Origin of the sequence: Actinoplanes sp. CA-131856 (assembly GCF_050956135.1) — a bacterium.
GTDB lineage: Bacteria > Actinomycetota > Actinomycetes > Mycobacteriales > Micromonosporaceae > Actinoplanes.
Genome location: NZ_CP191849.1, coordinates 63814 through 77207, shown reverse-complemented (window position 1 = coordinate 77207; position 13394 = coordinate 63814). Strand labels below are relative to the sequence as shown.

The window sequence follows — 13394 nt, the reverse complement described above, 5'->3', positions numbered from 1 at the left end:
GATGTCGGCGTGGCGAGCGACTTGCGTGACCATCTCAAGGCCGGTTTCCGGTGGACCGATCCGGGCGACGGCAGCGGATATCTGGTGAGCGACCGCTCCGGCTGGTGGCGCGATCCGGTGATCCTCGAGAAGCTCGGCGACGGCCTGGCCGACCTGTTCCGCGCCGACAAGCCGACCGTGGTGGTCGCTCCGGAGGTGACCGGTTTCCTGGTCGGCCCGCTGGTGGCGAGGGCGCTGGGCGTCGGTTTCGTCGAGGCCTACCGGGCCGGGGCCCGCCGCCCGATCGCCGAGCCGATGATCTGGGCCGAGGTCCCGTCCGACCACCGAGGAGAAAAACAGCATTTGGGGGTACGCCGCCACCTGCTCACGCCGGACGATCGCGTGCTCGTGGTCGACGACTGGGCGTCCACCGGCGCACAGGCCCGCGGCCTGAGCACCCTGTTCGGCGCCGGCTACGTGGGCACCGCGGTGATCGTCGACGAGACGCCGCCGCCGGTGGCCCACGAGTTGACCATCCGAGGCCTCCTGAGCGGCGACGACATCGAGCCGATCTAGTCCCGGACGAGCCCCCGGTTGGCGAGGTAGCCGACCGGCGTGTACTCGGCGACGCCGGCCTTGACGTACGGATCCTCGTCGATCAGTTCGAGCGCCCGCTCCCGCTCAGTGACCTTGAGCACGAGCACTCCGCCGACCGGCGGATCCTGACGCCCGGCCGAGGCCAGCAGCCCCCGCGCTTCCAGCGAATCCACATAGGCCAGGTGCTCGGCGCGCACGGCGTCGACCTGCTCGACCGGCACGACGTACTTCGAAATCATCAGATACACGTCCGCAATCGTACGATCAATTTCGTGAACGACTTCGGGCAGTACGGCATCTGGGTACCCGGCCGCGTCTGGCCGGACGACGCGAACGTGGTGGCCGCGGCGGCGCAGGAACTCGAATCACTGGGCTACGGCTCGGTGTGGATCGGCGGCAGCCCACCCGACGACCTGTCCCTGGCCGAGGCCATCCTGGCCGCCACGTCGACCCTGGTCGTCGGAACCAGCATCGTCGACATCTGGCACAGCGACGGCGACGCCCTGGCCGCCAGCCACTTCCGCCTCCACGCCCAGTTCCCGGGCCGCTTCTACCTGGGCGTCGGCTCCGGTCACGCCCCCACGGCGGCCTCGGTCGGCGAGGCGTACGTCAAGCCGTTGACCAAGCTCAAGTCCTTCCTGACCGACAAGTTGCGGGACGTCCCCCCGGAGGAACGCCTGATCGCAGCCCTGGGCCCGAAGACGCTGGAGGCCGCCCGCGACCTCACGGCGGGCGCCCTCCCGTACCTGATGCCGCCGGCCCACACCGCCGAGGCCCGCCAGATCCTGGGACCCGACCGCCTGCTGATCCCCGAACAGAAGGTCTTCGTCGGCACCGACCCGGCCCAGGCCCGAGCGGTGGCGAGGCGCGTCTTGAAGCCCTATCTCTCCCTCCCCAACTACACCAACCAGTGGCGCCGCTTCGGCATCACCGACGAGGACCTGACCGCGGGCTCCACCGACGAGGACCTTTTTGCGGGCACCACCGACAAAAACCTGACCGCGGGCATCACCGACGAGGACCTGACCGCCGGGGGCAGCGACCGCGTAGTCGACCTGACCGTCATCTGGGGCGACGCCGACACCGTCCGCACCGGCATCCGGTCGCACTTCGACGCCGGCGCCGACCACATCGCCATCCAGGCCCTCTCGGCCGACCCCAGCCCTCACCTCCCTCGTGACGAGTGGCGACGGATAGCGGAGATCCTTTTCTGAGCTTTCTTCCGGGTGGTTTCCGGTCGGCCGAGCAGACGATGTGCCGGACACTTCCGAAAAGTTACATTTCAGGAGTGTTTTTGCAGATCACCGCGCGACCGGACCCCCGGCTGGTCGCCACCGCCCTGCGCCACGGCCTGCGCCGCCCGATGCTGATCGCCCGGGCGGCGGGCTGGGTGGCGATCGGCCTGGCCGTCCTGCACGAGTTCGCCGGCGGTGGGCTCGACATCCCCCTGCTGGTCCTCGGTGTGCTCCTGGCCGTAGGCATCCCCCTTCTGCTGGTCAACACCGGCACCCGCCGGGCCCTGGACGCGGGCCGCCTGACCACGTACGAGATCAGCGACGGCGGACTGGCCCTCTCCACGCTCGAGAGCCGCCACGCCTACGCCTGGACCGCTTTCACCACGGTCGACAAGCTGGCCGGCCAACTGGTCTTCGGCCGCACCCGGGCCCGCTTCCTGCCGGTGCCGACGGCCGGCCTGACTCCCGCCCAGATCGAAGAGGTCCTCGGCGCCGCCGCCGGCCACGGTCTGCGGATCCGCTACTTCAAGAAGACGCCGTAGGCCTGCGGCTGCGTCTCCGGAGGCTCGGCCGCCCGCTCCAGGCGCATGCTCTGTGTGAAGCCGGCTTCGGTCAGCAGGGCGGCGATCCAGGTAGGCGGAAAGTCGTAGACGTCGAGGTCGATGTCGTGGCCGTAGCCGGTGGACAGAGTCCTCTTGGCGTCGCCGGACTTGAAGGCCAGCAGCAGGCGGCCACCCGGTCTCAGGACCCGGGCGAACTCGGCGAAGGCCGAGGGCAGCAGCTCGGGCGGAGTATGCACCAGCGAGTACCAGGCGACGACACCGCCGAGGCTCGCCTCGGGAAAGTCGAGGTCGAGCAGGGAGCCGATGGCGAAGGGAATGTGGGGATAGGCGGCCTCGGCCTCTCTGACCATGGCGGGTGAGAGGTCGACGCCCTGGACGTCGACACCCAGGGAGGCCAGATGGGCGGTTATGCGACCGGTGCCGCAGCCGACCTCGGCCACCGGGCCGGTCACGAGCTCGGCATAGGCGCCCAGCACGGCCCGGTCCCAGGTCGACTCGGCGACCGAGCTGCCGTTGAGCAGCTCGGCGTAGCTGGCGGCGACCGTGTCGTACGCCGCCCTTGTTCTGTCTAAATAGGTCCCCGTTGAGTTCGTCACGCGGTCATTCTGCTCCCGCGGAGAGACTCGGCCCTGAGTTATCCACAGGGACGTCAGCGCGCCGGATTTGCGGCTTTCAGGCGGTCGGCCAGGTGCGGAAGTTCTGAGCCGAGCGGCTCGGCGTGGGGCCACGCTGGCCCTGGTAGCGGGAGCCGTAGACGGCTGAACCGTACGGGTGCTCGGCCGGGCTGGAGAGCCGGAAGATGCAGAGCTGGCCGATCTTCATGCCGGGCCAGAGTTTGATCGGCAGGTTGGCCACGTTGGACAGTTCGAGCGTCACGTGACCGGAGAAGCCCGGGTCGATGAATCCCGCGGTCGAGTGGGTCAGCAGACCGAGGCGGCCGAGGCTGCTCTTGCCCTCCAGGCGGCCCGCGAGCTGATCGCCGAGGGTGATCACCTCGAGTGTGGAGGCGAGGACGAACTCGCCCGGATGCAGGACGAACGGCTCGCCGGCGGCGACCTCGACCATGGCGGTCAGATCGTCCTGCTGCTCGGCCGGGTCGATGTGGGTGTAAAGGTGGTTGTTGAACACCCGGAAGAACCGGTCCAGGCGAACATCGATGCTGGACGGTTGCATCAGCGCCGGCTCGAACGGCTCCAGGGCCAGGTCGCCAGATTTGATCTCGGAGACCAGGTCACGGTCGGACAGCAGCATCGCAACACCATACCCAAGCTGCCCGTTCGGCGTGTTTTGGTGGGCGTGTCGAACGTATGTTCGATAGAATGACGGCATGGCTTCCTGGTCCGATTTCGCCGCGGTTGAGCCCACCCTCGCGGCCGGCATCCGCGCGCTCCTCCAGCAGTACGGCCCCGGCCTGGCCTACCTGGCCACGGTGCGTGCCGACGGCGCCCCACGGGTCCATCCGGTGTCACCCGTCTTCACCGACGACGGACTCTATTGCTTCATCGTCGCCTCACCCAAGCGTGGCGACCTCGACCGCGACGGCCGCTACGCGCTGCACTCTTTTCCCCCGGAAGAGAGCGACGACGAGGCTTTCGTGTCCGGCCGAGCCCTCCGCGTGACCGACCCCCGGGTCATCACCCGCCTTGCGGGCGCGCTGCGCGCGTCGCCGGACGTCGACTGGCGCCTTTACGAGCTCTCGATCGAGTCGGCCACCCTGCGCCGACACGGCCCAGCGGGCGCATTGCCCCTGTCCCCAGACGTGACGCCGCTGTCGCACACCTGGCGAGCCGAGTTACCGCGCCCCCTAGCCGCGGTGAGTTAGACGAGGCGGTCCCGCCATCCCGACCACGAATCGGGTACAGTGGGGCCGCCACGCGGGTGTAGTTCAATGGCAGAACATCAGCTTCCCAAGCTGACAGTGCGGGTTCGATTCCCGTCACCCGCTCAAAGGTGGAGGCCCTGTGTCCGCGGAGTGCGCGGACCGGGGCCTTTTCGCTACGCCTACCTGGGGGGCGACCCCCCAGACCCCCACGGTGCGGTGGTTGCGCTCGCCAGTGGCGGTTGCGCCTACCGGGCGGTGGTTGCGCTTGCCGGACGGCGGTCGCGCCTACCGGACGGCGGTTGCGCTTGCCGGACGGCGGTCGCGCCTACCGGACGGCGGTCGCGCTTGCCGGACGGCGGTCGCGCCTACCGGACGGCGGTTGCGCTTGCCGGGCGGTGGTTGCGCCTGCCGGACGGCGGTTGCGCTTGCCGGGCGGTGGTTGCGCCTGCCGGACGGCGGTTGTGCTTACCGGGCCGTGGTTGCGCTTGGGGTGGGGCGGGGTCTGCGTTCGTTAGACGGCGATGTTGTGTGGACGGAAGGCGATGTCCAGGTCGGCGTCCAAGGCTGCTGCCAGGCGGGCGAGCAAAGGCACGGTGGGGGTGGCTCCGCCCGATTCCAGGCGGGAGAGCTGCGGCTGAGTCATGCCGGCACGCTCGGCGAGTTCGGCCTGAGTCATTCCAAGTTCGGCTCGCCGGTCGTGGACCATCTGCCCGAGCAGCAGCGCTGCGCGCGCCTCCTCGTAGGCGGCGGCATGCTCGTCGGCGCCAGAGCGCTCCCAGCGGGTGTGACGCGTGGTCCTCGTCAAGGACGGCCGTGGTACCGGCGTTGAGCGCTGGGAGCGGCTGGCTGGCGTAGTCAAGCCGGGCTCCGCAGTTCGGCAACGCTTAGGGCCAGGCCGCAGCGTTCCAGGCGGTCCAGGACGTCGTCGATCGTGGCGGGCGGCGCCTTCCAGGAGTCGGCGATTTGCTGGACGGAGGCGTAAACGCGGCTTCGGTCAAGGCTTATCTGGTCGCGGACGAAATCGTCTGGGGACTTCGGGTCGATGTCCCAGTTGTGCAGCTCGGCGGGTGGGAAGTCGCGCAGGTTTGCCGTGACGATGACCTGGGCCTTCGCCTTTATCGCGGCAGCAAGCACGTGCCGATCGTCTGGGTCGGGAAGTTTAAGGGCGTCTATAAGAGGCGCGTAACCGGTGACCTTCCAGTCTCGGATAGCGGTGCACATCAAGGAACGGGTTCGATCCAGCCGCGCCGGGTCCAAGTCGGGTCGCTGCCGACGCAGTGCCGCGAACATCTCATCGAGGATGTCGTCGCTCCATTTGGCCTGCACCAAACCGGACTGCGCGATCCGGATGAGCAGGTCTCGCAGCGTGCTCGGGTACAGCACGCTGGCGTCGTAGAGGACGACAAAGGTCATCGCGTCAGCTCAGATCCATGTCCTGCGCCAACTGCGCGAGCTCATCGGCCGCGTTTCGGCGCCTCAGGTCGTCGCGATGCTTGTACTCCATCAACGAGCCGGCCAAGACGCGCCGGTGAGTGCCGACCTTACGGAAATCGATCTCGCCGGACTCCAAGAGGCCGATCAGGTAGGGCCGCGACACGTTCAAAAGCTCGGCCGCCTGCTGGGTGGTGAGCTCGGCATGGTCGGGCACCACCGAGACGCTGTGACCGTTCGCCATGTGGGCCAGGATGCGCGCGAGCAGCTCAACAGCGCCGCGGGGAACGACGAGCTCATCTCCCTCCTCGCCGTCCACGACCCGAACGATCGCGGGTCCCTGCGAATGGCTACGGAGGTACTTCTGGACTCGGGGCAACGCCTCTGCCGCGACAGCGATCGCCTCTGCATCCGGCTTGACCTGGCTCGTTACCGACATCTCCACCCCCTAACGGTAAACGAATTATCCGCAACAATCGCAGCAACCGCAACGGACCGAAGACAGAAGGCCCGTGCCCACCTAAAGGGGTGGGCACGGGCCTGCCTGTGAAGTGGGGCGGGTCAGCGTAGCCCACCCGGGAACCAGCGGCCTGTCTTGAAGCCTGTGAACCACTGGTGGTCGGAGCAGGAGCGGTTCGTGGCGAAGCGCTGCTCGTCCAGGACGGCCGTGGTGCCGGCGTTGTACATGCCCAGGCCGAAGCCGATGCCTGTGATGGTCATCTTCGGGAGGGTGGCGATCATGGTCGACGGGGTCTATAGGGGACCGTCCAGGACACTCCAGTCCGTGGGAACGGGGCGCTGTAGGTTTCCGGTTCCGATGGAGCTCAAGTAGTAGTACGGCTCGAAGACCAGCGTGCCGGGGCTCCGTTGTGTCAAGTTACGAGCTCCTCGACGGTGTTGGCGGGGACGGGGCGGAACGAGGTCTGCCACGACACTTTGTCGCTGTTGGAGGAGCCGACGTCGTCAGCTTTACCCCGTCGGTGCCGACCGTGGCCGTGGCGACCTTGGTGATGCCGGCGGTAGTGCTGTGCTTGACAACCCGCACGATGCAGGCATCTTGTCCGCTTCAGCCGATCGCCACGAAAACGTTGTCGATCTCGCCGGCGAACTGGTCGTTGCCCCTGTTCGTGCCCTTGCCGCCCACGCGCAGGGGCTCGGCGTTGGCGATCGACAGGTCCGGCGGCACGGCGACCTCGGCCCTCGTGGCACCGTCGACGGCCAGCGTCAGGCGGTCCCACTTCCGGACGCAGGACAGGTTGTGCCACTGGCCGTCGGCCACGTCCAGCAAGGCCTCGGCTCGATGGATCTGGCCGTTGCCGGCCAGGACGCATGACGGGTGGCCCAAGCGGTGGTCGACCTGGAGCTTGTACTGGCTCACGCCGCCTACCGAGTAACCCTTCTGGACCACGTTCGCCCCGTCGGACAGGTCCGCGTGTGTCATCAGGATCGACGCGCCGTAGTTGAGTTTGCGGAGGCCCGGGTTCAGCGTGTCGTCGCGGACGCCCTCCAGGATGGCGCGTGGGCAGTCCCGTTCCCGCGCCAGCCGGCAACGATCCGGATAGGAAACTGCCAGACCCGAGGACCCTTGCTGTCGTACGAGGCGCAGGATCCCGCCGTTCTCACCGACCGGGCGCAGCTCGTGCCCGCCGTTCACGTCGGTGATCGGCTTTCCGACGCCGCCGTCGAAGGTGTAGCGGATGGAGACCGGCCCGGACGCGACGCCCACCGGCTCCGGTGGCATCGGTGGCGCGGAGGGCGAGACCGACATGGCCAGCGGTCCGGCCCCGGCCATCGGCGTGTGCAGCGCGATGCCGTACGCCGGAAGGCGATAGAAATGCGCGACGCCGCCGGCCAGCACGACCACCGCCAGCGCCAACCCCCACCCTTTTCGTGACATGTCGGGATTGTGCGGCACCCAACACCCACGACGACGCACCAGCAAGCGATCGCACCGGAATTACGCCGGACGAGGTCAGCCGACCGCCCGAGGCGACGCCGGTACGTGTGGGTGAGCCGGCTCCCCCACCACCGCGTGGATCACGTCGTCCAATGTGATCACTCCGAGCGGCGTGCGGCCGTCGCCGACCAGTGCGATGTGCAGGCGGTCGCGGCGCATGGTCAACAGAAGATCGGCGAGGGTACGGTCGGCCGGCACCACCGCGAGAGGACGGATGATCTCCGGCGGGATCGGGCGGGTGCGGCGCTCCACCCCGTACCCCAAAATGTCTTTGACGTGCACGAATCCCAGCACCCGGCGGGTCTCCCGCTGGACCACCGGGAAGCGGGACCGCCCGGTGCGCGTGGCCAGTGCCTCGACGGTCGCGGGGGACACGTCGTCGGCGATCGTGGTGACGCTCGACCAGGGCCGCAGTGTGTCGGCCGCTGTCCGGTCCTGCAAGCCGAGCGCCGCGTTGATCCGGGCGTACTGCTCCGTGCCGAGCAGGCCCTCGGCCCGGGCCTGTGTGACCATCCCGGCCAACTCCTCGGCCGTGAAGACCGTCTTCACCGCGTCCGTCGACTCGATCTTCCAGAGGCGTAGCACGATCTTGGCGGCCCAGCGCATCGCGTTCAGCAGCGGCTTCGTGGCCGTGCAGAAGCCCAGCATGAACGGGCCGAGGATCAGCGCCGCCCGCTCGGGGCCGGCCAGCGTGATGTTCTTGGGAACCATCTCGCCGATCACCGTGTGCAGGAAGACCACGATCATCAGGGCCAGCACGAACGCCACCGGATGGATCGCGTTCTCCGGCAGCCCGATCGCCTCGAACGGGCCCTCGAGCAGGTGGGCCACCGCCGGCTCGGAGAGCGCGCCCAGGCCCAGCGAGCAGACCGTGATGCCGAGCTGCGCGCCGGCGATCATCAGCGGGATCTGGCTCATCGCCGACAGGGCCCATCGGGCCCGCTTGGATGTGGCGGCGAGCGGTTCCAGGGCCGTACGTCTCGACGCGATCAGCGCGAACTCGCCGCCCACGAAGATGCCGTTGCCGATCAGCAGCAGGACGGTGACGAGCAGCTCAGTCATCGGCGGGCTCCGGTGGGATGACGACGCGGACCTGCTCGACCCGATGACGGTCGACGGCCATGACGGTGAACTCCCAGCCGCCCGTCTCGTACGACTCGCCGACCTCCGGGATGTGGCCGAGCCGGGCCAGCAGGAAGCCGGCCAACGTCTCGTACGGGCCCTCGGGCAGCTTGAAGCCGGTCTGCTCGATCAGTTCGTCCTCGCGCAGCAGGCCGTCGACCAGGAACGTCTTCTCGCCGCCGGGCGCGGTCAGCTCCACCGTCGACGTCTCGGCCTGCTCCGCGTCGTACTCGTCGGCGATCTCACCGACCAACTCCTCGATCAGGTCCTCGATCGTGACCACGCCATCGGTGCCGCCGTACTCGTCCACCACGATGGCCAGGTCGGCGTCGGCCTCGCGCAACGCCGACAGCACTTTGTCGAGGCCGAGGCTCTCCGGCACGTACACCGGCTCACGGGCGATCGTGGACACCCGCGTGGCGGCCCGCCGCTCGGGTGGCACGCCGAGCGCGTCGGGCACCGCCACCACGCCGGTAACCAGGTCGATCGTGTTCTCGTAGACCGGAAAGCGGGTGTGCCCGGTCTCCCGCGCCTTCGTGATCAGGTCGGCCACGCTGGCGGCCACGGTCAGCCCGACCACGTCGACCCGCGGGGTCATGGCCGAGGCCGCCCTCTTCTCGCCGAAGCGGATCGTCCGGCGCACGAGGGTCGCCGTCTCGTTCGGCAGCGTGCCGGCCCGCGCGCTGATCGCCGCCAGCAGGCCCAGCTCCTCGGGCGAGCGGGCGCTGGCCAGCTCCTCCTGCGGTTCGATGCCGATCCGGCGCACCAGCCAGTTCGCCGACCCGTTCAGCGCGCCGATCAGATATTTGAAGAGCTTCGAGAACGTCCGCAGCGGAGCCGCCGTGAGCAGAGCCGCCCGCATCGGCCGCGCCAGGGCCGCGTTCTTCGGCACCAGCTCGCCGAACAGCATCGACACCAGGGTGGCCACGACCAGGGCGATGGCATGGGTGATGCCCTCGGTCGCGTCGCCGCCGATCGGCTCGATCAACGGGGTGAAGATCTTGGATAGCGCCGGCTCGGCCAGATATCCGGTGAGCAGCGCGGTGATCGTGATGCCGAGCTGGGTGCCGGAGAGCTGGAACGAGAGCTCGTGCAGGGCGTGCTGCACCGTGCGGGCCCGGCGGTCGCCGGAGCGGGCGCGGGCGTCGATCTCGGGCCGGTCGACCGTCACCAGACCGAACTCGGCGGCCACAAAGAACGCGTTGCCCGCCGTGAGCAGCGCGAACGCCGCCAACGGGAGCACCGCGGTCAGGAACAGGCCGTCCATGATCGGTTCACCTCGGTCCCCATTGTGCCGGATGCGGGCGATTCCCGGCGTCCGGGCGCTTCGACGATTGATCTTCGCCCGCTTTGGTTACCGTCAAGGGCATGAACCTTGCCGAGGAGTTCCTGCTGCTCGCGTACGACGATGACGGCACCCCGCTCACCGACGGCACGCACCTGGACAACGGCCTCGGCGGAGCGGTGCTGCTGGAGCTCGCGCTGGCGGGCCGGGTCGACATCGCCGACAAGAAGGTGATCGTCCTCGACGGCTCCCCGACCGGCGACGAGATCCTGGACAGCGCGCTGGGCCGGATCCAGGCCGAGGAGCGCGACCGGCGGCCCGGCCACTGGGTCACCAAGTTCTCCAAGGACACCCGCCCGCGGGTGCTCGACCAGCTGGTCGCCGACGGTGTGCTGACCACGGAGAAGGACAAGGTGTTCTGGGTCATCCCGCGCACCCGTTACCCGGCCGCGAACGGCGTGGAGCCGGTGGCCGAGACCGAGGCCCGGCATCGGATGCGGGCCGCCGTGCTGGACGGCGGGGCGGTCGACCCTCGTACGGCCGCGCTCTGCGCCCTGGTCGCCGCGACCGACCTCGACAAGAAGGTCTTCGCCGATCTGGACCGCAAGCGGGTCCAGGCACGGCTGCGAGAGATCGGTGAGGGCGCGTGGGCGGCCGCCGCGGTGAAGAAGACGCTGGAGGAGATCCAGGCGGCCGTCATGGTCGCGATCGTCGCCGCGGCCACCGCCGCCTAGTTCCTCAGACCTCCTGCTTGAGCGACCGCAGGAGGACCGTCGCGACGTCCACGACCTCGACGTTCTCCTGCTCGCCCTTGCCGGTGACCCCGTCGCCGATCATCGTGTAGCAGAACGGGCAGCCCACGGCGATCGTCTTGGCGCCGGTCGCGAGGGCCTCCTCCGTACGCTCGACGTTGATCCGCTTGCCGATCTTCTCTTCCATCCACATGCGGGCGCCGCCGGCGCCGCAGCAGAACGACCGCTCCTGGTTGCGCGGCATCTCGACCAGGTCGCCGACCGCCTCGCCCAGCACCTCGCGCGGCGCGTCGAAGACCCGGTTGTGCCGGCCCAGGTAGCACGGGTCGTGATAGGTCACGTCGCCGTCGACCGGCTGCACCGGCGTCAGCTTGCCCTCCTTGACCAGGTGGGCCAGCAGCTGCGTGTGGTGCACGACCTCGACCTCGAGGCCCAACTGCTCGTACTCGTTGCCCAGAGTGTTGAAGCAGTGCGGGCAGGTCGCCACGATCCGCTTGACGTTGGCTTCCTTGAGGGTCTCGACGTTCTGCTGGGCCAGCATCTGGAAGACGAACTCGTTGCCGATACGCCGCGCCGGGTCACCGGTGCAGGTCTCGCCCTCACCGAGGATCGCGTAGTTGACCCCGGCCTCGTGCAGCAGCTTGGCCACCGCCCGGGTGGTCTTCTTGGCCCTGTCCTCGAACGCGCCGGCGCAACCGACCCAGAACAAGTAGTCGAAGTCCTCGACCTCGCCGACCCGCGGCACCTCGAAGTCGAGGCCCTTGGTCCAGTCCTCGCGGGTGTTCTGCGGCGCGCCCCACGGGTTGCCCTTGTTCTCCAGGTTGCGCAGCATGACGCCGGCCTCGCTGGGGAACGACGACTCGATCAGCACCTGGTAGCGCCGCATGTCGACGATGTGGTCGACATGCTCGATGTCGACCGGGCACTGCTCGACACACGCGCCGCAGGTCGTGCACGACCACAGCACGTCCGGGTCGATCACGCCCTGCTCGTCCTCGGTCCCGATCAGCGGGCGGTTGCCCTCGGCCAGCGCCAGCACGTCCATGTGGGCCAGCTGGGCCTCGGTCGCCTTCTCCTCACCGGTCAGATCTTTGCCGCCTCCGGCGAGGAGATAAGGCGCTTTGGCGTACGCATGATCGCGCAGACTGAGAACCAGCAGCTTCGGTGAGAGCGGCTTGGCCGTGTTCCAGGCCGGGCACTGCGACTGGCACCGGCCGCACTCCGTGCAGGTCGAGAAGTCGAGCAGACCCTTCCAGGTGAATTGCTCCACCTGGGCCACGCCGAACTGGTCCTTCTCCGGGTCGGCCTCCTCGAAGTCGAGGGGCTTGCCCCCGCTCATCATCGGCCGCAGCGCGCCCAGGCCGGAGCCCGCGGGCTTCTCCGGAGCGCGCTTGAAGAAGATGTTGAAGAACGCCAGGAAGCGGTGCCACGCCACGCCCATGGTCGGGTTCAGCGCGATCGTGATCAGCCAGCCCATCGAGATGAACAGCTTGACCAGCGCGACCCACGTGGCGCCGTCCTCCCACGCCGGCAGCGCGTCGCCGATCGCGTGCGACAGCGGCGCCGACCAGGTCGGATAGGGCAGGTGGTCGTTGGCCGCCTTGAACCCGCGGATCAGGAAACCGCAGACCAGCACGCCGAGGATGACCGCCTCGACGAAGTACGCCTGCCACATCGTCGAGCCGAGGAACCTGCTCCTCTTGGACCGGTTGGCCCGCTGCCGCACGACGATCAGATAGACGATCCCGAGCAGGCCCAGGATTCCGATCCACTCGGTGACGAGGCCGAACACCGTCCAGTGCCCGATGATCGGCAGCTCGCCCACGGGGTCGACGACCTCGAAGTACGCCTCCACGACCAACAGGAACAGGATCATGAAGGAGACCATCACGAGCCAGTGCGCCGCGCCGATGGCCGACCACTTGAGCATCCGCGTGTGACCGAGCGTCTCGGTCAGCATCGTCCTGGTCCGCGTGCCCTTGTCCGCGAACCGCGCGGGATCCGGTTGCCCCTGGCGGATCACCGCGGTGATCGTCAGGACGGCGCGCACCGCCAGCACGACGGCCACCACCGTGACCAGGCCGGCCAGGACGGTGGCGACGATCTGCGCTATGCCCATCTGGGTTGTGCCTCCTCGGTCGGCAGTCCGACGCGCTCATGTTACCCACGAGTAATAGACGGGCGCACGCCGCCGGGTCAAGTAGCGCAAAGAGCACCCCGCGCCGTCGGTGCGGGGTGCGCTTGAATCGGACGAAATAGACGATACCCGCGTTAAGCAGGTATTACTGGCCTATCGCCAGCGCGACAGGATGCCCAGCGAGGCGACCATGCACCCGAAGCCCACGGCGAGGTTCCAGTACCGCCAGGCCTCGACCGGGTACTGCTGCGACGACAGGTAGTACACGACCAGCCACGCGATGCCGATCACGATGAGGGCCACCGCGGTGATCGGCAGCCACATCGGGCTCGGCTTCTTGGAAGCCGCTGTCGCCGCCGGACGAATGTCCGTCGGCGGCGTGTAGACCTTCTTCTTGCGAACCTGAGACTTCGGCACGGTGCATCTCCTGAAGGGCAACAAGTGGTGAACAACCCCACCGCTGAGCGGCTCCGGAGATCCCGAATGCTGCCCGTGGCGATTAATGTTCGACAGC

At 68.5% G+C, this 13394-nt stretch carries 17 protein-coding genes and 1 tRNA gene; 6 read left to right on the top strand and 12 right to left on the bottom strand.

Annotated elements, in window-relative coordinates; translation table 11 throughout:
* The first annotated feature begins 9 nt into the window (after positions 1-9).
* A complete protein-coding gene (locus ACQP2X_RS00380; RefSeq protein WP_498693577.1) occupies positions 10-555 on the top strand; it encodes a phosphoribosyltransferase in 546 nt (181 codons plus the stop codon).
* Here the strand turns inward: ACQP2X_RS00380 and ACQP2X_RS00375 are convergent.
* Positions 552-815 (bottom strand): YciI family protein, encoded by a 264-nt coding sequence (locus ACQP2X_RS00375; RefSeq protein ID WP_498701345.1) that lies wholly within the window; start codon positions 813-815, stop codon positions 552-554. The genes ACQP2X_RS00380 and ACQP2X_RS00375 overlap by 4 nt on opposite strands.
* 33 nt (positions 816-848) lie before the next feature.
* Here ACQP2X_RS00375 and ACQP2X_RS00370 point away from each other — a divergent pair, with 33 nt between their 5' ends.
* Both ACQP2X_RS00370 and ACQP2X_RS00365 read left to right on the top strand, forming a co-directional pair.
* A complete protein-coding gene (locus ACQP2X_RS00370; protein WP_498693576.1) occupies positions 849-1790 on the top strand; it encodes a TIGR03620 family F420-dependent LLM class oxidoreductase in 942 nt (313 codons plus the stop codon).
* A 74-nt stretch (positions 1791-1864) separates the two neighbouring features.
* Positions 1865-2353 carry a YcxB family protein gene (locus tag ACQP2X_RS00365; RefSeq protein ID WP_498693575.1) on the top strand — a complete coding sequence of 163 codons (489 nt, stop codon included), beginning with the start codon at positions 1865-1867 and terminating at the stop codon, positions 2351-2353.
* On the opposite strand, the gene ACQP2X_RS00360 is transcribed toward ACQP2X_RS00365, so the two are convergent.
* Entirely contained in the window at positions 2332-2970 is a 639-nt protein-coding gene (locus ACQP2X_RS00360; protein ID WP_498693574.1) for a class I SAM-dependent methyltransferase, read from the bottom strand. The genes ACQP2X_RS00365 and ACQP2X_RS00360 overlap by 22 nt on opposite strands.
* A gap of 76 nt (positions 2971-3046) precedes the next feature.
* Entirely contained in the window at positions 3047-3625 is a 579-nt protein-coding gene (gene dcd, locus ACQP2X_RS00355) for a dCTP deaminase (RefSeq protein ID WP_498693573.1), read from the bottom strand.
* A 76-nt stretch (positions 3626-3701) separates the two neighbouring features.
* Between dcd and ACQP2X_RS00350 the strand changes: the two genes are divergently transcribed.
* Together ACQP2X_RS00350 and ACQP2X_RS00345 are read left to right on the top strand one after the other, a co-directional pair.
* Positions 3702-4196, top strand: a complete 495-nt coding sequence (locus ACQP2X_RS00350) for a pyridoxamine 5'-phosphate oxidase family protein (RefSeq protein WP_498693572.1) — start codon at positions 3702-3704, stop codon at positions 4194-4196.
* Positions 4197-4248: 52 nt separating this feature from the next.
* Positions 4249-4319: transfer RNA gene (locus tag ACQP2X_RS00345), tRNA-Gly, on the top strand.
* Positions 4320-4707: 388 nt separating this feature from the next.
* Here ACQP2X_RS00345 and ACQP2X_RS00340 read toward each other — a convergent pair.
* The 7 genes from ACQP2X_RS00340 to ACQP2X_RS00310 all read right to left on the bottom strand — a co-directional run bounded on the left by ACQP2X_RS00340 (position 4708) and on the right by ACQP2X_RS00310 (position 9973).
* Positions 4708-5001 carry a helix-turn-helix domain-containing protein gene (locus ACQP2X_RS00340; protein WP_498693571.1) on the bottom strand — a complete coding sequence of 98 codons (294 nt, stop codon included), beginning with the start codon at positions 4999-5001 and terminating at the stop codon, positions 4708-4710.
* 50 nt (positions 5002-5051) lie between these two features.
* Positions 5052-5609 (bottom strand): VapC50 family PIN domain-containing toxin, encoded by a 558-nt coding sequence (locus ACQP2X_RS00335; protein ID WP_498693569.1) that lies wholly within the window; start codon positions 5607-5609, stop codon positions 5052-5054.
* A 4-nt stretch (positions 5610-5613) separates the two neighbouring features.
* Positions 5614-6066, bottom strand: coding sequence for an excisionase family DNA-binding protein (locus ACQP2X_RS00330; protein ID WP_498701343.1), 453 nt, complete (start codon positions 6064-6066; stop codon positions 5614-5616).
* Between the two features lie 122 nt (positions 6067-6188).
* Positions 6189-6347: a hypothetical protein gene (locus ACQP2X_RS00325; RefSeq protein ID WP_498693568.1), complete on the bottom strand. Its 159-nt coding sequence runs from the start codon at positions 6345-6347 to the stop codon at positions 6189-6191.
* A gap of 346 nt (positions 6348-6693) precedes the next feature.
* Positions 6694-7524: a LamG-like jellyroll fold domain-containing protein gene (locus ACQP2X_RS00320; protein WP_498693567.1), complete on the bottom strand. Its 831-nt coding sequence runs from the start codon at positions 7522-7524 to the stop codon at positions 6694-6696.
* A gap of 75 nt (positions 7525-7599) precedes the next feature.
* The gene (locus ACQP2X_RS00315; RefSeq protein ID WP_498693566.1) at positions 7600-8646 is read right to left on the bottom strand and encodes a hemolysin family protein; all 1047 of its coding nucleotides are present in this window, start codon (positions 8644-8646) and stop codon (positions 7600-7602) included.
* On the bottom strand, positions 8639-9973 hold the full coding sequence (locus ACQP2X_RS00310) for a hemolysin family protein (RefSeq protein WP_498693564.1): 1335 nt from the start codon (positions 9971-9973) through the stop codon (positions 8639-8641). The genes ACQP2X_RS00315 and ACQP2X_RS00310 overlap by 8 nt, the downstream gene beginning before the upstream one ends.
* 101 nt (positions 9974-10074) lie before the next feature.
* Between ACQP2X_RS00310 and ACQP2X_RS00305 the strand changes: the two genes are divergently transcribed.
* A complete protein-coding gene (locus tag ACQP2X_RS00305) occupies positions 10075-10725 on the top strand; it encodes a GOLPH3/VPS74 family protein (RefSeq protein WP_498693563.1) in 651 nt (216 codons plus the stop codon).
* Between the two features lie 4 nt (positions 10726-10729).
* Here ACQP2X_RS00305 and ACQP2X_RS00300 read toward each other — a convergent pair whose 3' ends face one another.
* Positions 10730-12862 carry a (Fe-S)-binding protein gene (locus ACQP2X_RS00300; RefSeq protein ID WP_498693562.1) on the bottom strand — a complete coding sequence of 711 codons (2133 nt, stop codon included), beginning with the start codon at positions 12860-12862 and terminating at the stop codon, positions 10730-10732.
* 171 nt (positions 12863-13033) lie between these two features.
* The gene (locus tag ACQP2X_RS00295; RefSeq protein ID WP_097326897.1) at positions 13034-13297 is read right to left on the bottom strand and encodes a cell division protein CrgA; all 264 of its coding nucleotides are present in this window, start codon (positions 13295-13297) and stop codon (positions 13034-13036) included.
* Positions 13298-13394 lie beyond the last annotated feature (97 nt).